The sequence below is a fragment of the Rhodococcus sp. IEGM 1307 genome (genome assembly GCF_030056915.1).
GTDB classification, from domain to species: Bacteria; Actinomycetota; Actinomycetes; order Mycobacteriales; family Mycobacteriaceae; genus Rhodococcus_F; species Rhodococcus_F opacus_D.
This window is the reverse complement of the sequence record NZ_JASHKW010000004.1, coordinates 215,226-234,640: the sequence shown is the minus strand read 5'-3', so window position 1 is coordinate 234,640 and position 19,415 is coordinate 215,226. Positions and strand designations below refer to the sequence as shown.

Below are 19,415 nucleotides of genomic sequence, written 5' to 3'. Positions count from 1 at the left end.
GAAAGGTCATGAACTTGGTCAACGGAACGGCACGGGCGGTGACCGGAGCGGGTGAGGCTGCGACGGCCACCCTCGGCGCGGTCGGTGGGGCCGCGGTCGGCGGTCTGGTCGGCAGCATGAAGGGTGCGGCCGTCGGGGCTGCGGAGGGTGCCCGGCGTGGAAGTCATTCGACGCCTGCGGCCGTGTTGACCATGGGTGCGGTCGCGGTGACCGGTGTGGTGCAGTGGCCGATCGTGGCCGCGGTCGGTGGGACGGCGCTGGTCCTCGATCAACTCAAACTCGGCACCAGACCGGATAAGCAAGGGACCGGCGAGCCGTCGACCGGACCCGGAACCGCGGCCGAAGCAAAGACTCCCACCCCTGCGGCGAAGCCGGTGCGGGGACGCCGGACGCCGGCGAAGACACCGCCCTCGTCGACACCGTGACGGTGGGCCCGACGCGGACGTCGCCGGCCTACCTACCTCCACTGCTACGGAATGTCGGACACGGTGGCGCCGCCGGGCACCGTGGTTGCGGTGCTCGACGGCGCGACCGTGGGGTCTAAATGTTGTTCGCCGTCCGCGGGGTGTGGTTGCGGGCCTCGATGGCCGCGACGGTCTTGTCGAACGCCTTTCCCAGGACGCGGCTGCCGAAGACGCCGAGCACGGCCCCGAGCGCTCGTCCTTTGAGGTTCTTGCCGTCGCGGACCACGACGGCGTCGACGTCGGTGGTCCCGTCGGGGCGCGGGGTGAGGGTGTAGGTGTGGCCGGAGTTGCCGCCCCACAGGTTGGAGTCGGTGGTCGTCATGACGATGCGGTGGGGGTCGGTCCAGTCGTAGCGCAGGCGTTCCCAGGCCCCGCCCGAGCCCTCGGTGACGTCGGCCTGAGTGGTGCCGAGTTCGTGTACCTGGAGGTAGTTGTCGGCGCTGTTGCCGAAGACCGCCTCGCGGCCGGGCCCGAAGTCGGTGAGTGCGTCGAGGAATTGTTCGGGTGTCGCGGTGGTGGTCTGGTGCAGGTGGATCGTGGACATGACGTTCTCCTTGGTGGGTGGTGCAGGGGTGACGGGTTGATCGGTGGGTGGTGTCGAGGGCGGTTAGCGGGGCGGCTCCGTCCCCGCCTGTTCGGCGACCATGTAGGCGGCGTACCAGTGGGGCCAGTTCGGGTCCGCTGAACCGGTGCGCTTCTCGTGTTCGCCGTGGGCGATCGCTGCGCGAATCAGCGCACCGGTCAGGTCGACGGTTCTGCCGAATGTTGTTGCCGTGCTGGTGTTCGTCTCGGTGGTGCGGGTGTCGATGGTGCTCATGGTTGCCTTCTCGCCGGTTTCTCAAACAGTGGTGACGTCGGATGTCAGGCCGTCAGGCCCTGATGGGGGAGCAGCTGGTCGCCGCTGGCACCCCCGGGATAGGCGGCTGCTACAGCTGGGAGCTGCCGCTGTTCCAGCCGGCCAGAATCTCGTCGAGGACGATGGTTTCGGCGCGACGGTCCTGCCGCTGGTCACGTTGGCGGTCGTGCTGGCGTTGCTGCTGGATGTCGTTGTCGCGGTCGAGCGGGCTGTCGTGGGTGACGGCTGCGGCGACGGGTTGCGCGGCGTTCGAGGGTGCGGTGGTGGCGGCGGCGGCGGCCACTGGGACGAGGCCGAGTGCGACGGTCGCGGCGGCGACGGCAGCCAGTCGCTTCCAGGAGGAGGTGCTGGTGGCGGAGCGGGTGATCGGGTGAAGCTGTGTGGCGATCATGGTGGGTGGTCCTCATTCGAGTGCCGCGGGCCCAGCGTCTGCGGCTACTCGAACGGTGTCGGGGAGGGCCGGAAGCGTTACACCAGCCAACCTCAGATCTGTGTGACGTGTGTCACTACCGGTGTTACCGCCGTGGATGGTGACGGACCTCGCTGCGGGTCACCGCGCTGCTGACGTGACGGCATCCCGGGGTCAGCAGCATCGTCGATAGGACCGACAGGGCGACGGTAACGGGGTAGGTCCCGACCTCGCGAAGTCCGTCAGGTCCGTGAATCGCTGCTGGAACGGCAACGTCAGCAGGTACCCGGTGAGCAGTTGCACGCCGGTCCGCACGACGGGGAGTTCCTGGAGCAGCGCCGCCCAGTTTCGGTCGAGTCGTTGGGTTTCCGCCTCGTGGCGGGCGCGATAGTTCCACTCGTCGTCGTCCCGCGCCCGATCGTCACTGCCGTCCGACATCTCCCACCCGCTGTTCTCGGTATGGATCGGTCACCCGTGGCTGGGACGCGAGGTGCCGCGATCAGGATGGGCCTGGATCGAGGTACTTGCCGCCCGGCCGGTACTGGACACTGCCCACCTGGTGTTCCCGAAATGTCCGTTTCTCACATCCCTGTCCGGGCGGCCTCCGTGCCGAGGCGCGAGATCTGCCCGGCTGAATGGCCCGCCCGCGACCCCCCGACGGTGATGCACCGTCGTCGGCTCCGGGCATGGGCGGGCGCGGGTCGGGCGACGCCCGGTACCGGAGTGTGTCGGTCCGCAAACGACGGGCCACCGCATCCTCGCCGGTGCGCACTGCGGAACGCGGATCAGGTGGCGAGCCGGGCGGCGTCGTCGCGGGCACGGCGGGCGGCCTGCAGCTCGAGCCCGTAGAGCAGCCCGAAGGTGAATCCGTTCTCGCCGTCGGTGCTCCCGGCGCGGGCACCGAGGTCGCGGAGGGTGCCCAGGGCCACCACGCTGTCCTGGTGCTCCCCGAGAACCTTCTGGATCTTCTTGTATTCGGCGATCCTCTTCTTGCTCGTCTTCTTCCCGACCAGCCCGCGGGTGAGCTCGGCGGCGTAGCGGGCCCGCTACGCGGCCTTCCGGGCGCGGTGCAGGGCCTCGTCGTCGCCGTCCTCGACGGCGGCAACCAACCTCTTGTCGGCCTTGCGGCGGGCCTTGCGGGCGGCCTTCTTCAGCACCCGGGCCCCGGCGGTGGCGTCCTCGGTCAGCGGCGGTGCGGTGCGCCACCGCGCCAGCGCGGCGAGCACCGCCCGGTACCGGTCGCTGTCGACGGTTTCCATGACCTCGGCCCGGTATCGGAGTTGCTCGGCGAGCAGGTCGTTCTCGATCCGGGCGGCGACCGGACCGAGTACCAGCTCGTCGGGTAGGTCGGTGACCGCGGCGGCGAACCGGGCACGCTGAACCTGCCGGTCCCGGACCTCACCGAGCACCCCCGCGTACCAGGACAGTTCCTCGTCGAGCCGGGTCCGGGCGGCGGGGTCCAGCACCTTCTTGAACACCCGCAGGGTGCTGCGGAACCGCCGGATCCCGACCCGGGTGGCGTGGATCGGGTCCAACCCGCGGCGCAGCCACACGTCGCCGCCGACGATCGCCTGCACCTGGGTGTCGAGGTAGCCGGTCAACAGCTCGCGAACCACCTCCGCGCCGGAGTCGTCGTCGACGGTGCCCGGACCGTTCGGGTTCAGTGCCCGGGACAGTTTCGACGGATACCGGGACGGGCGGGCGTCTTCCCGGGTCAACCGTTCACCGATCGCCTCGAGCAGCTTCCCGTCGCCTCTCTCGCCCAGTTCGACCTCCACCTCGCGCCACTCGCTGGCGACCGCGCCGTCCCCGGCCGCCGCGGCGGCCGCGGTGGCCCGGACCGTGTCGTCGGCGACCTCGGTGAGCAGGTTTCCGTCCGGGTCGAGCATCCGGCGGCGGAGCCGGACGGTCGAGATCGACGTCACCGGGTGCACCGGTTTGCCCAGGGCCACCCCCGAGACCAGGGCGGCCAGCTCATCGGGCATCGAGTCGTCCGCGGTGAGCGGAAATCGGATTTCGGTGCGTGCCTTGCGGTCGGGGACCTTCAGCTGCCAGCCTTCGTCGGTGTCCCCGGATCGGCGCCGCAACGTGACGTGCTGGCGGAGCAGGTCTCGGTCCGCGGTGTCGAAGTATTGGTTGTCGAGGGTGACGGTGTCTTCGTCGACCCGGCCGCCCGGTGGGACGAGGTCGTCCAGGTTCGGTACCGCGAAGTCGGCGCCGACGTCGTACTTGTCTTCCCGTTCTTGCTGCGCCGTGCTCATGAATCCAGACTGCCCGCCAGGCCCGTCGAATAATCAGGACCACGTTGACCGAGGACCCGCTGCGGTGCTGCGCTGGCCCTGGGCGGGGCGTCAACTGTCGCCCACCCCGAGCGTCCTACTCGTGGGACCGGGTTGCGCCGGAAATGGTGTGTCACCCGCTTTTCGTTTTTGCCGACGCGGGAATCGACCGATGGTGCGGACGCGGGTTGAACATGCTCGGTCGGCGGTGCTAACAACGGTTGAACAGTGGCCCGGCCCGGGCTGCCGTCGGCCTCGGCGGGGTACGCGGCCAGGGTGCAACCGTCCATGCCATCAACTCCGAAGGGGCACACCCGCATGAGCACACCCGACACGACCACCCTGCTTGCCCAGCTGCGCACGGTCCTCGATCTCACCCACACCGAAATCCAGGTCGCCGAAACCCGCGTCGTCCAGGCCCGCACCGACGCGGTACGCCGAGAACTGTCGGAGAACGCCGCCAACGGCCGCTCCCGGGCCGAGGCCATCGACGCCGCAATCCGCCAACTCGGCGGTGTCCCCGAGCTGATCGGCCCGTTCCTCGGCCGCGCCGCCGCCGTGGTCAAGGCCCTGACCGAGCAGGCCCAACCATTCGACGAAGCGCTGTTCGGCGATCTGGCCCTCGAACACCAGCTCCTCGACCGTGCCCGCTACATCAAGGCCCTCGCCGTCGCCGCCGGGGAGAGCGACATCGAAAACCTTGCGTCCCGGTTGATCGCCGCCCACTCCGCCACCGTGGATTGGTTGACCACCGTGCTCGCCGAGGACGCCCTCGGTGGCCCCGCCGCGCTGCGCCGCACCCCGTTGCAGGCCGCCGCCGGCGCCGCGGTGCGGCTGGTCCAGGGACCCGTCACCTGGTCCGCACGCGGCCTGGACCGCGCCCTCGACACCGTCCGCACCACCCCACCCGCCCTGAACGAGCTCCTCAGCCGCGGCGCCCGGGCGGGGGACGTCGCGGTCAAGACCCTGACCGCCTCCCGCGACGCGGCCCTCGAGACCGCCGAACAGGTCACCCGCCGGGAGGGCGCCGGTGGTGTCGCCGGGGTCATCCACTCCGCCCGCACCGCCACCGGTGTCCTCGAGCCCGGGGAGCTGCCGATCGACGACTACGACGAACTCAACGTCACGAAGGCGGCCGCCGCGATCCAGGACCTCACCGAGCCGGGCGACGTGCGGGCGATCGTGGCGTACGAGGAGGCGCACAAGAACCGGCACAGCGTCGTCTCCGCCGCCCAGACCAGGCTGGCCGCCATCGCGCAGGAGGTGGTCGGCATCGACTAGGCGACGCCACCACTCAGCGGGAATCCCCGCACACCCGGTGTGCGGGGATTCCCGCGTGTCGGCGGGCCGGGCCCGCACTCGGTTCCGGCGCCGCGACGTGACGGATTGACGGGGCGACCGGGGGCGCGCAGGCTTTGGGTATGAACTCCGCGGAGGAAGAACGCCAGCTTTCGCAGGTCACCGTACGGTTGCTGAACAAGTTCCCGGCCGCGTCGCGGGAGATGGTCGGGACCGCGGTAGGGGAGGCGGTCGCCTACTTCGTCGGATGCCCGATTCGGGATTTCGTACCGTTGCTCGTCGAGCGTGCGGCGACCGCGAAGCTCGGCGCGTTGCTCGACGCATGACTTTCGACGCGGTGGCGCGGCACCAATGTGGCGGAGGCGCGATCTTCCCTTGGCCAACTCGCCGAATGCGCTGGGGTGGCCACTGCCTCGCCACCGGTTGCGCGCCGAGCTGTATGAATTGCACTGGCCACGAAGGCGCTCGTCGCCGTGCGCACGTGTGCAGATATGTGCGGCCCGCTCGACGCGACTCGCGCGGAAGGGGCCGCCGGATTTGCCCCGACGGCCCTCCGCAACCCGGCACCCGGCCGTGCGGCCACCTCATACCTAGTTGAGTTTCTGCGGCACACCGTATGTCATGACGGTGTCACCGTTTTCGGTGACGGCCTTCGCGTATGGCCGGATGGTGACGGCTCCGATGGCGCCGGAGATGGACCCGTGAACGCCCTGCATCCGCACCAGCGCCTCGGGTCCGTCGAACTCCTGATCCTCGAGCAGCGGGATCTCGGTGATACCGCCCGGCTCCAGGTCGATGTCCAGCTCCTGCGACGGGATGATGTCACCGGCCAGCTCGGCGTTGGTTCCGGCGCTCAGATCGAGGGTGAAGTCGGGGACGAGCCCCAGGTCGATGCCGGTGTCCGACCCGATCGCGAATCCGAGGCCGGGCGAATTGAGGACGATGGTCGCGCCGGCCAGCGCGATCGGGTAGCCGATCTGGTAGCCGACGGTGAGCTTGGTGCCCTCGAAGTCGGCGGCGTCGGGGCCGCTGATGTTCACCGCGGCGTAGCCGTTGTGGAAGAATTCGACGCTGGTCGGTACGCCGTCGAGTGGCGGGACGGCATGGTACTGGGTGTCGCCCTGCAGGACCTCGATGCGGTTGCCGTCCGCGTCGATGACGGAGCTGGAGTTGTCGACTCCTGCCGAGGCGGTGCCGTCACCCATCACCATGGCAAGTACGGCGATACCTAAGACCGCCGCCAGGCGGGTGAAGGGTTTGTATCCGGGTCGAGCTGTGCTGATGTTCGTCATGCGAATCCCCATTCGGTCCGTACTGCAACCGAAACGAAAAAGCATGCAGAGCTTAACCATTCGGGTCGGATGATGTCCTTGTGTTGATCAGATCTTCACGTGAGCTTCGTGTGTATCTTCGACGACCGGCTCCCGCTCGGCATCCGGGTGAGTTGCTCGGGGCTCCGTTGAGGTCGCACGGCCCGCCCGCGATCGTGGACCCGGTGCGCGGCCGGCCGACTGACCGGCGAGGTGGTGCAGATGGTTGGCGACGCCATCGTGATCGACGATCGTCGAGGCGGTGCGCGGGAGGTGGCCACCGAGTGCGGCGGCGCTGCGCGTGCGGGACTGGACCGGCGATGACGTGCTCGCCGACCAGCTCGACGCCGCGTTGGGGACGTCCCCGACACCGTTGCTCCGGCCACTTGCGGGCGACCTCGACAAACTCACATCGGTGCTCGAGGGAGACCCCGTCGACGGGGGCGACCGGATCGATTTGAAGACGCCGACACGTGGCCGGCGATGATCGCGGACGCCCCGACCGCTGGCTGTCCGTGCACTGCGCCCGATCGCGGGCGAGTCACCGTGACATGGCGTCGTTCATTGACTGGTCACCAACTCGGCTCCTGCGCCGTGACCTGGCCCGATCCGTCGGCACCGCGCGCCGGCGCGGCTGGCCCGCCCATCCCACACACGGAGCAGCGATGTAGGACAGCCGTCGGTGCCGACCTGCGCGACACCGGGGCGGGTGATGGGACTTCACAGCATCGCGTTCAGTGCCGTTCGCGCAGTTCGCTTTGCGGGATTTGCACGTCAGACCGAGGTTGTCATCGACTGCCCCAACCGCGGGAGCCCACTTCACCTCGGGAACCACCGACAGACCGGCACGTCCTTTCCGCAGTCGGACGCGACGCTTCGACCAGCGCCCGCACTTCCCGAACCGGATAATTACCTCTCCGAGACCCCTCTACCCCTGCCTACCCGGCAGCGGGGAACCTACCGTGAACGTCGCCCCGAACGGATCGGTGACATCCGCGGTCCGCCCGTACGGCATGTCCGTCGGGTCCTGCGCGGTGCCCCCGTTGGCCCGGGCGGCGGCAACGGCGGCGTTCGCATCGGCAACCTGGAAGAGCGTGCCCCAGGAGGACTCCGAGGCGGCCGGGTCGCCCACGATGCCACCGATCTCGTGCCCATCCGGTCTGCGCAGGAAGGTGAAGTCCACTCCGGGCAGGTCGTCGTTCCCGTCCAGCGTGAAGTCGAAGACCGCCGCGTAGAAGTCCCGCGCCGGGCCGGGATTCGGGGTCACCAAGTCGTTGCGCAACAACGTGTTCGGCTCGTTCACGAGCTCGCAGCCGACGTGCGCCCGCCCCTGCCACAGGCCGAACTGCGCACCGGACGGATCCCGCACCATCGCCATCCGACCCTGCTCGGCGATGTCCATGGGCTCCATCAGCACCGTGCCGCCCGCGTCTGCGGACCGAGCGACCGTCGCATCGAGATCGTCGGTCGCCAGGTAGACGTTCCACCAGAACTCGGTGGCGTTCTCGTCGGGATTCGGCATCAGCGCGGCAACCTTCCTGCCGCCGAGCAGACACATCGTGTACCGCCCGTACTCCTCGGGCCCCACGTCGAACTCCCAGCCGAAGACCGCCCCGTAGAAGGTCATCGCCCGGTCGAGGTCGGGAATGCCCAGGTCGATCCAGGTGGGGGTGCCGAGTGGTTGATTCGTCGTGACCGCGCTCATCGCTGCTCCTCAGCTGCCGGGTACCCACTCGACGCTAGCCTGCGGCACCGACATTCGACGGCGGAGCCACGGGATTCGCTGTCCGCTCCGCCGAACCCACTCTGCAATCGACAGGACGGAGTCCTGAAGGTGCAGGGCGGCCGATGCCCGGTAGTCACCTCGCCGAGGCGTCCTTCCGGGTCACCGACAGCGGGTATCGGGCAATCAGTGGGCCGGCCATCCGACGCGCCTCGAACGGTTGCTCCTGCAGCGCCGGAACCTCCGCCCGGAGACGTTCGGCCGGGACGTTCACATCGTCGCCCAGTGCTCGCTTTCCGCGCGTTCGGCGGCGTCGGCGGTCACCTCCTTCCGGTGCGTCACCCCAGCGTGTGCGGCAGCTCGACATGCTCACGCTGGGCATCGCCACAGCGTGAGCGACCTGCCCAGGCGGTGGTGACAGGGTTCAGGCCGGGCCGGTGCTCTGGGGGTGTGGGCTGCGTTGGTGGAATCGTGCCCGTTGCTGGCCCAGAAGGATCACGCCCTCGTGGATCCGCCGTTGGTGGCGGGCGATGGTGACTCGGACGGCGGCGGTATGCCGGCGCGGGGTGGGAATTAGCAGGCGCGGGCGGGCGGGCGGAGCGGGGGTGGGTTAGAGCATGCGGTGTGGGCGGGTGAGGGCCTTGGCGCGGCGCACCGAGATCCGTGACCACACCGCCTGCTGCAGACTGAGCGTGGCCCATCCGGCCAGTGCCATTCCGGTCAGGTTCAGCAATAGCTGCAGGGTGCTGCCCCAGATCGCCGAGCCGACTCCGAACGCCGCCCCGAGCGCGATGTTCCCCGCGGCGGGGACGGTGGTGACCGAGATGAACACGCCCGTCAGTCCGCCGACCTTGGCGGAGGTCAGGGAGAGCACGCCGGCAGCCGCGGCGTGTAGCCCGACGGGAAGGCGCAGACCGATGTCCGAGAAGAAGGATCACAGTCCGAGACCCGAACCCGGTCCGCTCGGCGCGGGCGCACGGGTGCTGGTGCGCCGGCCGTCCGAATCGGCGCAGACCGGTCGGATCGTCGAGGACTACGCCGAGCTGACCGACACCGAGGAGCGCGGGCACGCCTGGGCTCCGGTGCATCGGTGGGCTGTCGCCCTCGACGACGGTCGCCTGGTCTTCGCCAACACCGACGACCTCACTGCCGACCCGAGCACGCCAGGATCCGCCGGGTAGACCGACCCTGGGCGGTGGAAAAACCACTGAGGGGCCGCGCCCCCCGAGGGGTGACCACAGCTGCAGCTGTTTCGTGAGTGACACCGTCGGCCGGAAGTCGCGGGCCGAGAGCATCTGTGGCTGCCAGTGGCGGCGTGGGTTGTCTTGGGGGACAGCCAAGCGCAGCCCCCGCCAACGATGAATATCAGCTGATGGCCTACAAGGACGAATACGAGGTCGCCCGCATGCTCACCGACCCCGCCTTCCGCGAGGCCGTGCGAGCCGAGGTGCCCGGCGGCGGCAACCTCACTTACAAGCTGCATCCCCCGGTCCTCGAAGCGTTGGGCCGGAAGAATAAGTCGGTCTCGGCCCCCGCAGCCACGCTGCACTCCGTGTGCTGGCGAAGGGTAAGCGGCTGCGGGGCACGCGGTGGGATCCGTTCGGATACGCCCTGGTGCGGGGGCTCGAACGACGCCTCGTCGCCCAGTACGAGCAGATGGTGCTGGGATTGGCGCGTGCGCTGGATGCGAGCACGTACGAGACGTCGGTCGCCGCCGCGGAGGCCGCGGATCTGGTGCGCGGCTACGAGGACGTCAAACTCCGCAATGTCGACAACTACCTTCCGCGGTGCTGAGAGTCGGCCGCGGGTCAGCGGTCGAACACCCTGACCGGTCGTTGCCGCAGCTTGCCCATCAGGTCGGCGATCGAGTCGCTCGACCGCAACTGGGCGAGCAGTTCGTGCTCGACCCGGTCGGCTTCCACGCAGATCTTCACCACGTCGAACATGCGGTCGGCCGGGATGACGGCGACCCCGTCGTCATCGGCGACGATGATGTCGCCCGGGTGGATCAGGCGTCCGGCCAGCCGGACCGGTTCGCCGATCGATTCGGTGGCGTAGCGGAACCGGGCGGCCTGCGGGGCTCGGGCCACCGACCAGACCGGCAGGCCGCTGTCGACGATGGATACCGAATCACGCACCGCGCCACCGACAATGCACCCGGCGAGTCCGGCCAGCAGTGCCCATTGCGCCGACAGCGCACCCACGACCGCGGTGTCGGCGGGGGCGGGGCAGTCGAACACTGCCACGTCACCGGGGCGGGCGCTGCTGTAGAGGTCTCGGTCGCCGAGGCGGGTACCGAGTCCGTCCGCCCTGTTGTAGGCGACGTCGCCGGTCAGTTGCCGGTACCGCAACGTCACCGCTGGCCCGCAGATCCGCTGCCCTCGGCGCAGGGGTGCGAGGGTACCGGCACCGACCGCGGCACCGACACCCAGCTGGTCGAGTGCGTCGGCGACCGCGCAGGAGACATCGGAAACCTGCGACAGGGACGTCAACAGCGCGGCACGATCGCGCTGGACGGCCGTGACAGGCGCCTGGCGGTGGAGGGCCGGCGAGACCGGAGAGGCTTGCTGGGACATCGAGTTCTCCATTCTTCAAAATAGGGGGGCGGTGTAGGAATCTGCCCCCGGTGGGCTAGTGGTAGTTGACTGGAATCAAAGTTTGAGCAATCGGTCCGGTCCGGTTCTGTCTGAGCGTTGTAGCGGGCACAATGGGGCGATGCAGTTGACCACTCCCTTGGACAAGTTGGATCTCGATCTGTTGAAGCTGATCGTCGAGGAACCCAAGGCCGGGGTGCGTGAGTACGCCCGCCGCCTCAACGTCGCGCGCGGCACTGTGCAGTCGCGGCTCGACAAGTTCTCCCGCGAGGGGGTGATCACCAGTTACCGCCCGCAGATGCAACCGACCGCGCTCGGGTACTCCATCCTGGCGTTCGTGCACCTGGACATCGCGCAGTCGATGATGGACGCCACCTGTCAGCATCTGGCCACCATCCCTGAGGTGCTCGAGGTCAATTCCGTTGCCGGAAAGGGTGATCTGCTGTGCCGGGTGGTGGCCAAGGATCACGAAGACTTCGAGCGGGTGCTGCAGGAGATGATCGCCACCGAGGGGGTCCTGCGTACCCAGTCGGAACTGGTACTCAGCCGCCGTATCGCCCCGCGGATCGTGCCGTTGCTGGAAAAGAAGCGGACCGAGACGCCCTGAGGGTCTCGGCCCGTCCAACACTGTGGTCAACGAATCGCTGTGGTCAGCGAAGCAGGGTGGTAGCCGGCAGTGCGGGGCGCCGCTGATGCTCGAAGTCGCTGATCGTGGCGGCGTGAGTGAGGGTCAGGTCGATGTGATCGAGTCCCTCGAGCAACCGCCACCGGGTGTTGTCGTCGAGTTCAAACGCCGCGGTGATCTCACCCGCCCGCACCCGCCGTTCGACGAGGTCGATGGTGACCTGGTGGCCCTGGTCGGCCTCGAGCAGTAACCAGAGTTGCTCGATGATCTCGGTCGGCAACACCACGGTGAGTAGGCCGTTGGTGAGGGCGTTGCCGCGGAAGATGTCCCCGAACCGTGGCGCGATCACAGCCCGGAATCCGTAGTTCTGCAACGCCCATACCGCGTATTCCCGCGACGATCCGGTGCCGAAGTCCCGGCCGGCGATCAGGATGGTCGATCCGGCGTACGCGGGGTCGTTGAGGACGAAGTCGGGCTCTTCGCGCCAGTCGTGGAAGAGCTTGTCGGAGAACCCGGTCCGGGAGCTGTGGGTGAGGAAGCGGACGGGGATGATCTGGTCGGTGTCGACGTCGGTGCGCCGCAGGGGTGCGGCGACGCCGGTGTGCACGGTGAACGGTTGCACGATGGTCCTCGATTCGAAAACGGTGGGGGAGTCAGTTCAGGTCGGCGGGTGCGGCCAGGTGGCCGGCCACCGCGGTCGCGGCGGCAACCGCTGGCGAGACGATGTGGGTGCGCGAGCCCTTGCCCTGGCGGCCCTCGAAGTTGCGGTTATTCGTCGATGCGGCCCGTTGACCGGGTGTGAGGCGGTCCTCGTTCAGAGCCGCGCACATCGAGCACCCGGCGAACCGCAGTCCCGCCCCGGCGGCCTCGAACACCTCGTTCAGGCCTTCGTCGATCGCTTGCTGACGCACTTTCATCGATCCGGGCACGATCATCAACTCGACCCCGGGTGCGACCTTCCTTCCGTCGAGGACGCGTGCGACTTCCCGCAGGTCCTCGATGCGGCTGTTGGTGCATGATCCGATGAACACGACATCGACCGGGAGCCCGCGGACCGGGCGTCCGGGGGTGATGTCCATGTAGGCCTGGGCGCGCTGCACGGCGGCCCGCTCGACCGGGTCGGGAAACTGGTCCGGATGCGGGACCGGATCACCGAGCGGACCTGCCTGCGCGGGCGTGGTGCCCCAGGACACGAACGGGGTCAGGGTGGCGGCGTCGATGACGACTTCCTTGTCGAAGACGGCGTCGTCGTCGCTGAACAGGGTGCGCCAGTACGCCACTTCGGCGTCCCATGCAGCCCCGGTCGGGGCGGCGGGACGACCGTGCAGATACTCGAAGGTCTTCTCGTCCGGGGCGATCATCCCTGCCCTGGATCCGGCCTCGACGGACATGTTGCACACCGTCATCCGGCCCTCCATCGACAGCTCCTCGATGGCCTGGCCGCGGTATTCGATGATGTGGCCCTGCCCGCCCGCGGTGCCGACGCGGGCGATGATCGCCAGGATCAGATCCTTGGCCGTCACTCCCTCGGGCAGCGATCCGTTCACGGTTACCGCCATGTTCTTCAGCCGTCCCATCGGCAGGGTCTGCGTCGCCAGCACGTGCTCGACCTGACTGGTACCGATCCCGAACGCCAGCGCCCCGAACGCGCCCTGGGTGGCGGTGTGCGAATCACAGCACACGATCGTCGAACCCGGATGGGACAGGCCGAGTTCGGGACCGATGACGTGCACGATGCCCTGATGCTCCTCACCGAGGCGGAACAACTCGATCCCGAACTCGGCGCAGTTCTTGCGCATCAGCGACACCTGTTCGCGGGCCGCGGGGTCGACGATCTCCTTGTCCACGGCCACGGTCGGGGTGTTGTGGTCCTCGGTGCCCAGCGTCAGGTCCGGGCGCCGCACCGTGCGACCGCTCGCCCGGAGACCGTCGAACGCCTGCGGTGTATTCACCTCGTGGAGCAGGTGCATGTCGATGTAGAGCAGGTCCGGTTCGCCCTCCCCTCGGTAAACTATGTGTGTGTCCCAGACCTTCTCGGCCAGCGTCTTACCCATGTGTTTTCTTTCTCCTCATCGAATACGTTCGCGCCGACGACATCGGCAGACCGCAGAAATCAGCCGTAGAAGTAGGCCAGGAAACCCGAAGCCGACAGCAGTACCAGCCCGCCGCCGAGGCGCGAGGTGATCTGCGCGAACGGCAACAGGTGCATGCGCCGGGTGGTGCCAAGGGTGGCGATGTCGCCGGACCCGCCGAGGTCGGTCATGCACAGGCCGGCGGTGATCGAGGACTCCACGAAGTACAACTTCAGCAGCCAACCCACGAACCCGGCGGTCAACGCGGTGATCAGCACGGTGGCGACGGTGAATGCGAGATAGGCAGGGCGGGAAACGAGTTCGGCGATCTGCTCTATGTCGATCAGGGATACCCCGATGCCGACCAACGCTGCCGGCACCCACAGCTTGACCACGAATTGGTACCACTCGGTCGTCGACTCCTCGACCTCCTGCGGCAGCACACCCGACAGCTTGATCGCCGCGGTGAGCAGGATGACCCAGGCGTAGAGGTGCACCGGCGGAACCGCGGCCTGCAGCATCGCGCCGACGAGGTAGATGGCACCGGTCATCAGCAGGCCGGTGCCGAGGCCGCTGATCGTCAGCGGACGCTTGTCGGTCAGCGCGGCGACCTGCTCCGGGGTGGCCTTGATCCGCAGCATCTCACCGTGGCCGTTGAAGCCGACGAACAGCTTGGTGCGTCGACGGGTCAGGTTGGCGTACACCGATGCCAGCACGATGCACAGCAGGTTCGCGCAGATGATCGGCGGCACGATGCTGGACATGTACTGCTGGGCGTCACCACCGATGGTGTCGGCGTACATCTGCGACAGCGGGATCGCACCCCCGGAGATGCCGCCGGCCATGATCGGGATCGTGACGTCGAGGATTGCGGTCTTGAATCCGAAACCGGTTGCCGCGGCGATCGTCCCGATGATGGTGACCACCAGCGCGAATGCCACCACAATCACCGCGCAGAACCGGCCACCTGCCTTGATCAGGAACCGACGGTCCATCCCGAGGATGCTGCCGGCGATGATCGACGCCACCAGGATCTCGACGAATCCGTACCCGGTGAACCAGTTCTTGACGATGTCCGAGAAGCTCTCCGGAACCACTCCGAAGTACACGGCCAGGGCCGGCGCGAAGACGCACAACAGCGGCCCGCCTCCGATCGCGGACAATGCCGGGGTGCGGTCCCCGATCCAGAACAGGCCGCAGCCGATGATCATCGCGATGGCCAGACCACCGAAGATGTTCTCCGGGAGCGTGCCGGTGTAGACAGCACCCAGACCGACCCCGACGAGGACGAGGTACCACGGCCAGGGCATGGACAAGATCTGGGCGCGGGAGGACCCATTTCGGGTCGACTCCGTCGCCTCCGTGCCGGGCACAGCATCCTTGATTTTCACGTTCGCCTCCTGCGCCGTGCCGGCGGGGCTGTGCCGATCACGGAAGTTTGTGGAGTGACTCAGGTCACTGGTCACGAACGGTAGCGTTTCTTGCGCCTCAATTGCCAATGCCTCTGAGTTATTCATACCAATGGACCAGCTTGCTGCGGCTAGGGCAGGCCAGGTTGGACAATTGGTCCGACTTCCGTCCGGGCACCCCCAGGTCGCCGCTGATGACCTGGGGGACCTGTCGGCATTCGCACACCTGCTGACCGCCGGTGACACGGGTGGGAGCCGCCGGCAGGAGGTGGCAGCGGTTCTTCGACATGTCGGACGGGCGGCAGTGGTCGGCACGGCCGGGATCTGGTGGAGGCGGCAGCGGTGTTGGGGTTCGTGGTGGTGTATTCGACGGCCCGTCACGTACGCGGAGCAGACCCGGATGTGACTCGGAGAGAACGGCTTTCCGTCCGGACGCACACTGTTGTGTCGGTCTCGTGGTGATCATCGTCCGGCCGTCGAGGTCAAGACCAGCCATTGCCGGGCGGTGGGGCGGTGGTTGTCGGCGTTCGTCGACGACGAACCCGAGCTTGTGGATGCTCTGCGGTCCTGCGAGGTGCAGGCACACTCTTTCGACGTCCTGACCGGGCTCCGGGTGCGGGAACTGCGAGCCACGCTGACAGCGGGGACACCCGGCGCACCGACCGGACGCGGGCACAGCTCGGGGGTCACGGTCGCCGGGCGCGCCGCATCGCAGGCGGGGCGCGGTGGTGCAGGGAGCGGGCTGCGGTACACACTGCCGTCTTCGTGGGGCTGGGGCTTTGTCTCACGTTGTCACTCATCCCGGCGGGGGTTGTGCTCGGCCGGCGCCACTGGGGTGGGGATGTCACAATCATTTCCATGGCCGACACGCCGAAGGAGAATCGTGGCCCGATCGTGCCGGGGGCACGGGTCCGGGTCCGGGCCGGCGGTGCTCGTTCGGCGTGGGTGTCCGGTGTGGTGGTCGACGACTACGCCGCAGAAGTGGGTACTGGTGCCCGTCACGAGGGGGCGCCGGTGCGCCGGTGGGCCGTCGCGACGGATGACGGCACTCTGGTGTTCGCCGACGATGGTGACATCGAACTTGTTGCACCGGACGAAAGCTGAGACCGACCTCCGGTTCGGTGATCCGTGCGGTCCTCACGCTGAGTAGACCACTCGCGGGCGGTGTGGGCGGTGCGGCGCCCCGCCTCCCTCGCGGATATCCGGCCGATATCGAGGATTATCTCGGTGGCTTGTCGAACTGTTTCCACTCGTGTGCCCAGTGCCGCAAGCGGTGTCGATTCAACAGTAGGTGTGCGAGGACGGTGGGGAAGACGATGGCACCGGCGGCGAGTGCCCAGACTCCGCATCCAGCGGTCACCGCCACCACGGTGTTGTCCCGGGTGCTGGGGAGGGGGCCGGTGAGGTTGCCGTCGGCGTCGACGCTGATGGTGACCGTCTGACCGGCCTTCGCCGGGCTATGGGTGGGCACTGCGGCGGTGCGGTCCCCGTGGGGTGTCGGCCACCGGGCGCGGGCCGTTTCCCGGGTGCCGGTGGCGCGCAGGAGTATCCGGTGGTGTCGGGTGCGGGATAACTGTCCTCGAGCAGGACGGCCGGCACCTGGTCCACGTCGGCGCGCAGTGCCTCGGTTTGGTGTTGCAGTCGGGTGTGCGTTGAGGTGCCGAACGCGGCGGCGACGGGAACCATGAGCTGGACCAGCATCGAGGCGAGCAGGACCAGGGTGGCCTCGACGCGGTCGCTGCTGCGCATCAGGTGGTTGCGGCTCCACGGCCGCAGGCGCCACCACCGGATCGTTGTGGGCACCGGCACCGGTGCTGACTGGTTCGGACGCATCGCTTACCCCCGTTAGGACTTCGCTTCTCCTCCTTCCTCGATTGTGCGTCGGAATCCGAGTCGGTGTCACACGCTGTTGCGGGTAGCGCGTGCTGCGCGGCAGCCTGTGACGAACGACGGTAGGTCCCTGTTCTGGCTCGACACGGCTGATGATCCTGACGTCGCGCGTCGGCTCTGGCGTCGACCGATCTGACCATCGCTGAGATGACTTTGTAACCCGTCAGATTGTGTTCGCGGCCGGTGTGGACCGGTCGCTGCACACGCTCGACCCCATCGCCCTCGCCCGCGCGTTCTCCGAGGGCGGCCGCGGCTACATCTCCCGCGCCCGGGCCCGTGACCGCGAGATTCCCGTGACCGTGGACACCATCGCGACCGCCGTGTGGGGACTGGCATTCATCCGCGACCCGGCGGTGCGCCGCGAACTCGACGACGGCGCGGCGGAGGCCCGCCGGATCCGGGCCGAGCAGCCCGAGCTGATCGACGGCGTCCTGGCCTCCGCCGAGACCATCGATGCGGCCAGGGATTGCGGGATGAACCTGCGCACCCTGCTCGCCGGGGAGTACGTGTCCGCGAAGTCGTTGGGTATCGCCGCCTCACTGGTGGCGGTCTACGCCCGGCAGCAGCAGCTGCGAGCCGAACGCGCCACCCTCGTCCCCGGTTTCCTCGCCCCGACCGGTGCCAAGGTCACCGACCTCGGCGCCACCGTGACCGTCCGTCTCCCGCATCATCGACGGCCACTACGGCGCCAAGACCCTCCTGGTGCTCCGCACCGACGGCAACCAGCTGATCAAGTGGTTCGCCACCGGTGTGCGCGACTACGAACCCGGCCAGCGGGTGCGGATCCTGCGCGCCACCGTCAAGGACCACGAAACGTTCCGCGACCAGGACCAGACCGTCGTCACCCGCGCCAAGCTCGAACCCGTCGACCCCGCCGCCCGACACGCGGCACCAACCACCACACCGCGCGCCCAGCCTCGGCGAGATGCCCTCGACGGCCGCCGATCTCGCGCGCCCACTTCTGCTACGACAAAAAGGACATGACATGCCTGCGCTGATTCGCTCGACCTACCGCTACACCGACCCGACCCTGACACCTCCGACCCCCGGCGCCGCCCTGGTCATGGAGGTGGTTGGTGTTCTCCCGCCCCGGCATCGGCCCGAAGGGCGGCGGCCGGCACGGCGGTATCCCGCGCTCGGTCGGCCCGACCACCACACTGTTCCGCCGTCACGACGGCATCGAGATGCGCCTGCCGAACACTGATCCGCTGCTGTGGGACGCCCCGTTCACCTGGGGAGATGACACATCGTGGCAGGGCTGAGGAGGTGTTTGGACCGATCCGCCTCCTCCTGGCGAGCCGGGCCGTCGAGCGACCGCCCGGTGACGTTGACGGAACCCACTTGCCCCTGACGCGTACGAAATCCCTGGTCAACCAATTGCGGCGTTGAATGCCATTCTGACGGCGATAGGCCCGGACCGGGACCTGGTTTCGACGAACCGGAGCCGCTCGCCCCGGGATGGCCCGCCTGGGAGCTGGAAACGGCCCTGTGGGCGCTGCCGGGGATCGGCCGGGATGAAGGCAACGAAGTTGATCGCCCGTAAACGCCCCCGGCTGTACACGATCTGGGATTCGGTCGTCAGCCAGGTGCTGGGCGCCGAGCGGGCACATCTGAAGCCGGTGCGGGAGGCGCTATGGGCGGATTACGGGACGTTGCATCACCGGTGGCTTTCGACTCGGAAGGAGGCCGGCCTCCCCGACGAGATCTCCGCACTGCGGGTGTTCGGTGTGATCGCGTGGATGGACGGGGAAGAATCGCGGCCTGGGCGAGCGTTCTGACCGGGAAATATGAGATGTCCCGGTGCTGTCTTCGGCAGGTGCACGAGGATGATGCGCATGCGGATGAAGTTTCACGAGCAGCTCGACGCGCTGACCGACCGGTTGGCGTCGATGTGCCACCTGGCCGGGGATGCGGTCCAGGCGGCGACCGAGGCCCTGGTGCTGGCTGACCTGCCCCTGGCGGAGTGGGTGTTCGACCTCAACGAACAGATCGAGGAGTTGCGCGGTCCGTGCGAGGACCTGGCGATGGCGCTGTTGGCGTTGCAGGGCCCGGTGGCGCGTGATCTGCGTCAGGTGGTCACCGGTGTGCACCTGGTGACGGATCTGAGTCGGATGGGCGGGCTGGTGCAGCATGTGGCCGAGAGCGTCCGCCGCCGCCATCCCGAGCACGTCGCTTCCGGTGAGGCGGAGGAGTTGCTCTCCCAGATGGGGCGGGTGGCGGCCGAGTTGGCCGGCCTCTCGCCGAATGGGTCCTGCGCACGCACGATCCCGAACTGGCCGCCGAGATCGGTAGACGTGACGACGAGCTCGACGACCTGCACCGCCGGCTGCTCACCCTGATCGAGGATCCGGCCTGGACCGGCACCATCCCGGCTGCGGTCGATGTCACGTTGTTGGGGCGTTTCTACGAACGCTTCGGCGACCATGCCGTCGTGGTCGGGCGCCGGGTGATTTTCCTCGTCACCGGGGAACAGATGACCCCGTAG

At 68.3% G+C, this 19,415-nt stretch carries 22 protein-coding genes and 4 pseudogenes; 12 read left to right on the top strand and 14 right to left on the bottom strand.

Annotated elements, in window-relative coordinates:
* Positions 1–8: 8 nt before the first annotated feature.
* Positions 9–425, top strand: coding sequence for a hypothetical protein (locus QM841_RS09725; RefSeq protein WP_283331843.1), 417 nt, complete (start codon positions 9–11; stop codon positions 423–425).
* 115 nt (positions 426–540) lie between these two features.
* On the opposite strand, the gene QM841_RS09720 is transcribed toward QM841_RS09725, so the two are convergent.
* The 5 genes and pseudogenes from QM841_RS09720 to QM841_RS09700 all read right to left on the bottom strand — a co-directional run bounded on the left by QM841_RS09720 (position 541) and on the right by QM841_RS09700 (position 3,990).
* A complete protein-coding gene (locus QM841_RS09720) occupies positions 541–1,008 on the bottom strand; it encodes an SRPBCC family protein (protein ID WP_280783787.1) in 468 nt (155 codons plus the stop codon).
* 63 nt (positions 1,009–1,071) lie between these two features.
* Positions 1,072–1,281 carry a glyoxalase gene (locus QM841_RS09715; protein WP_283331842.1) on the bottom strand — a complete coding sequence of 70 codons (210 nt, stop codon included), beginning with the start codon at positions 1,279–1,281 and terminating at the stop codon, positions 1,072–1,074.
* A 109-nt stretch (positions 1,282–1,390) separates the two neighbouring features.
* Positions 1,391–1,711, bottom strand: a complete 321-nt coding sequence (locus QM841_RS09710; RefSeq protein ID WP_283331841.1) for a hypothetical protein — start codon at positions 1,709–1,711, stop codon at positions 1,391–1,393.
* Positions 1,712–1,904: 193 nt separating this feature from the next.
* Positions 1,905–2,167: pseudogene (locus QM841_RS09705) on the bottom strand (DUF6328 family protein); the annotation flags it as partial.
* Between the two features lie 347 nt (positions 2,168–2,514).
* Positions 2,515–3,990 (bottom strand): annotated as a pseudogene (locus tag QM841_RS09700) (CYTH and CHAD domain-containing protein).
* 336 nt (positions 3,991–4,326) lie between these two features.
* On the opposite strand from QM841_RS09700, the gene QM841_RS09695 reads away from it, so the two are divergent.
* Together QM841_RS09695 and QM841_RS09690 are read left to right on the top strand one after the other, a co-directional pair.
* Positions 4,327–5,289, top strand: a complete 963-nt coding sequence (locus QM841_RS09695; RefSeq protein WP_283331840.1) for a DUF8129 domain-containing protein — start codon at positions 4,327–4,329, stop codon at positions 5,287–5,289.
* Between the two features lie 140 nt (positions 5,290–5,429).
* Complete coding sequence (locus tag QM841_RS09690) at positions 5,430–5,633, top strand: three-helix bundle dimerization domain-containing protein (RefSeq protein WP_280783782.1); 204 nt, start codon at positions 5,430–5,432, stop codon at positions 5,631–5,633.
* A 264-nt stretch (positions 5,634–5,897) separates the two neighbouring features.
* On the opposite strand, the gene QM841_RS09685 is transcribed toward QM841_RS09690, so the two are convergent.
* Positions 5,898–6,599, bottom strand: coding sequence for an MspA family porin (locus QM841_RS09685; RefSeq protein WP_283331839.1), 702 nt, complete (start codon positions 6,597–6,599; stop codon positions 5,898–5,900).
* A gap of 280 nt (positions 6,600–6,879) precedes the next feature.
* Between QM841_RS09685 and QM841_RS09680 the strand changes: the two genes are divergently transcribed.
* Positions 6,880–7,104, top strand: coding sequence for a hypothetical protein (locus tag QM841_RS09680; RefSeq protein WP_283331838.1), 225 nt, complete (start codon positions 6,880–6,882; stop codon positions 7,102–7,104).
* A gap of 441 nt (positions 7,105–7,545) precedes the next feature.
* Here QM841_RS09680 and QM841_RS09675 read toward each other — a convergent pair whose 3' ends face one another.
* From QM841_RS09675 to QM841_RS09665, 3 genes are all read right to left on the bottom strand, one after another.
* Positions 7,546–8,322, bottom strand: a complete 777-nt coding sequence (locus tag QM841_RS09675) for a VOC family protein (protein WP_283331837.1) — start codon at positions 8,320–8,322, stop codon at positions 7,546–7,548.
* A 154-nt stretch (positions 8,323–8,476) separates the two neighbouring features.
* The gene (locus QM841_RS09670; protein WP_283331836.1) at positions 8,477–8,722 is read right to left on the bottom strand and encodes a hypothetical protein; all 246 of its coding nucleotides are present in this window, start codon (positions 8,720–8,722) and stop codon (positions 8,477–8,479) included.
* 228 nt (positions 8,723–8,950) lie between these two features.
* The gene (locus QM841_RS09665; RefSeq protein ID WP_283331835.1) at positions 8,951–9,214 is read right to left on the bottom strand and encodes a DUF389 domain-containing protein; all 264 of its coding nucleotides are present in this window, start codon (positions 9,212–9,214) and stop codon (positions 8,951–8,953) included.
* 43 nt (positions 9,215–9,257) lie between these two features.
* On the opposite strand from QM841_RS09665, the gene QM841_RS09660 reads away from it, so the two are divergent.
* On the top strand, positions 9,258–9,521 hold the full coding sequence (locus tag QM841_RS09660) for a hypothetical protein (RefSeq protein ID WP_283331834.1): 264 nt from the start codon (positions 9,258–9,260) through the stop codon (positions 9,519–9,521).
* 158 nt (positions 9,522–9,679) lie between these two features.
* A pseudogene (locus QM841_RS09655) lies at positions 9,680–10,134 on the top strand (DUF6537 domain-containing protein); the annotation flags it as partial.
* A 14-nt stretch (positions 10,135–10,148) separates the two neighbouring features.
* Here QM841_RS09655 and QM841_RS09650 read toward each other — a convergent pair.
* Positions 10,149–10,916, bottom strand: a complete 768-nt coding sequence (locus tag QM841_RS09650) for an RraA family protein (protein ID WP_283331833.1) — start codon at positions 10,914–10,916, stop codon at positions 10,149–10,151.
* Positions 10,917–11,055: 139 nt separating this feature from the next.
* Between QM841_RS09650 and QM841_RS09645 the strand changes: the two genes are divergently transcribed.
* Positions 11,056–11,541 carry an Lrp/AsnC family transcriptional regulator gene (locus QM841_RS09645; protein ID WP_283331832.1) on the top strand — a complete coding sequence of 162 codons (486 nt, stop codon included), beginning with the start codon at positions 11,056–11,058 and terminating at the stop codon, positions 11,539–11,541.
* Positions 11,542–11,584: 43 nt separating this feature from the next.
* Here QM841_RS09645 and leuD read toward each other — a convergent pair whose 3' ends face one another.
* From leuD to QM841_RS09630, 3 genes are read right to left on the bottom strand one after another with little or no spacing between them, the layout of a single operon-like run.
* A complete protein-coding gene (leuD, locus tag QM841_RS09640; protein WP_283331831.1) occupies positions 11,585–12,181 on the bottom strand; it encodes a 3-isopropylmalate dehydratase small subunit in 597 nt (198 codons plus the stop codon).
* Positions 12,182–12,212: 31 nt separating this feature from the next.
* Positions 12,213–13,613, bottom strand: coding sequence for a 3-isopropylmalate dehydratase large subunit (leuC, locus tag QM841_RS09635; protein ID WP_283331830.1), 1,401 nt, complete (start codon positions 13,611–13,613; stop codon positions 12,213–12,215).
* Between the two features lie 59 nt (positions 13,614–13,672).
* Positions 13,673–15,022: a 2-hydroxycarboxylate transporter family protein gene (locus tag QM841_RS09630; protein ID WP_283331829.1), complete on the bottom strand. Its 1,350-nt coding sequence runs from the start codon at positions 15,020–15,022 to the stop codon at positions 13,673–13,675.
* 876 nt (positions 15,023–15,898) lie between these two features.
* On the opposite strand from QM841_RS09630, the gene QM841_RS09625 reads away from it, so the two are divergent.
* Positions 15,899–16,144, top strand: a complete 246-nt coding sequence (locus QM841_RS09625) for a hypothetical protein (protein ID WP_283331828.1) — start codon at positions 15,899–15,901, stop codon at positions 16,142–16,144.
* Positions 16,145–16,259: 115 nt separating this feature from the next.
* Here QM841_RS09625 and QM841_RS43380 read toward each other — a convergent pair whose 3' ends face one another.
* A complete protein-coding gene (locus tag QM841_RS43380; protein ID WP_502943241.1) occupies positions 16,260–16,808 on the bottom strand; it encodes an Rv1733c family protein in 549 nt (182 codons plus the stop codon).
* A gap of 292 nt (positions 16,809–17,100) precedes the next feature.
* On the opposite strand from QM841_RS43380, the gene QM841_RS09615 reads away from it, so the two are divergent.
* From QM841_RS09615 to phoU, 4 genes and pseudogenes are all read left to right on the top strand, one after another.
* A complete protein-coding gene (locus QM841_RS09615) occupies positions 17,101–17,928 on the top strand; it encodes a hypothetical protein (protein WP_283331827.1) in 828 nt (275 codons plus the stop codon).
* A 78-nt stretch (positions 17,929–18,006) separates the two neighbouring features.
* Positions 18,007–18,192, top strand: a complete 186-nt coding sequence (locus QM841_RS09610) for a hypothetical protein (protein ID WP_283331826.1) — start codon at positions 18,007–18,009, stop codon at positions 18,190–18,192.
* A 123-nt stretch (positions 18,193–18,315) separates the two neighbouring features.
* Positions 18,316–18,708: a DUF6308 family protein gene (locus QM841_RS09605; protein WP_283331825.1), complete on the top strand. Its 393-nt coding sequence runs from the start codon at positions 18,316–18,318 to the stop codon at positions 18,706–18,708.
* Positions 18,709–18,765: 57 nt separating this feature from the next.
* Positions 18,766–19,415: pseudogene (gene phoU, locus QM841_RS09600) on the top strand (phosphate signaling complex protein PhoU).

Bases quoted from the DNA above. Each gene is read 5' to 3' on its own strand.
- QM841_RS09725 (WP_283331843.1), top strand. From the start codon at position 9: ATGAACTTGGTCAACGGAACGGCACGGGCGGTGACCGGAGCGGGTGAG.
- QM841_RS09720 (WP_280783787.1), bottom strand. From the start codon at position 1,008: ATGTCCACGATCCACCTGCACCAGACCACCACCGCGACACCCGAACAA.
- QM841_RS09715 (WP_283331842.1), bottom strand. From the start codon at position 1,281: ATGAGCACCATCGACACCCGCACCACCGAGACGAACACCAGCACGGCA.
- QM841_RS09710 (WP_283331841.1), bottom strand. From the start codon at position 1,711: ATGATCGCCACACAGCTTCACCCGATCACCCGCTCCGCCACCAGCACC.
- QM841_RS09695 (WP_283331840.1), top strand. From the start codon at position 4,327: ATGAGCACACCCGACACGACCACCCTGCTTGCCCAGCTGCGCACGGTC.
- QM841_RS09690 (WP_280783782.1), top strand. From the start codon at position 5,430: ATGAACTCCGCGGAGGAAGAACGCCAGCTTTCGCAGGTCACCGTACGG.
- QM841_RS09685 (WP_283331839.1), bottom strand. From the start codon at position 6,599: ATGACGAACATCAGCACAGCTCGACCCGGATACAAACCCTTCACCCGC.
- QM841_RS09675 (WP_283331837.1), bottom strand. From the start codon at position 8,322: ATGAGCGCGGTCACGACGAATCAACCACTCGGCACCCCCACCTGGATC.
- QM841_RS09670 (WP_283331836.1), bottom strand. From the start codon at position 8,722: ATGCCCAGCGTGAGCATGTCGAGCTGCCGCACACGCTGGGGTGACGCA.
- QM841_RS09660 (WP_283331834.1), top strand. From the start codon at position 9,258: ATGTCCGAGAAGAAGGATCACAGTCCGAGACCCGAACCCGGTCCGCTC.
- QM841_RS09650 (WP_283331833.1), bottom strand. From the start codon at position 10,916: ATGTCCCAGCAAGCCTCTCCGGTCTCGCCGGCCCTCCACCGCCAGGCG.
- QM841_RS09645 (WP_283331832.1), top strand. From the start codon at position 11,056: ATGCAGTTGACCACTCCCTTGGACAAGTTGGATCTCGATCTGTTGAAG.
- leuC (WP_283331830.1), bottom strand. From the start codon at position 13,613: ATGGGTAAGACGCTGGCCGAGAAGGTCTGGGACACACACATAGTTTAC.
- QM841_RS09625 (WP_283331828.1), top strand. From the start codon at position 15,899: ATGGCCGACACGCCGAAGGAGAATCGTGGCCCGATCGTGCCGGGGGCA.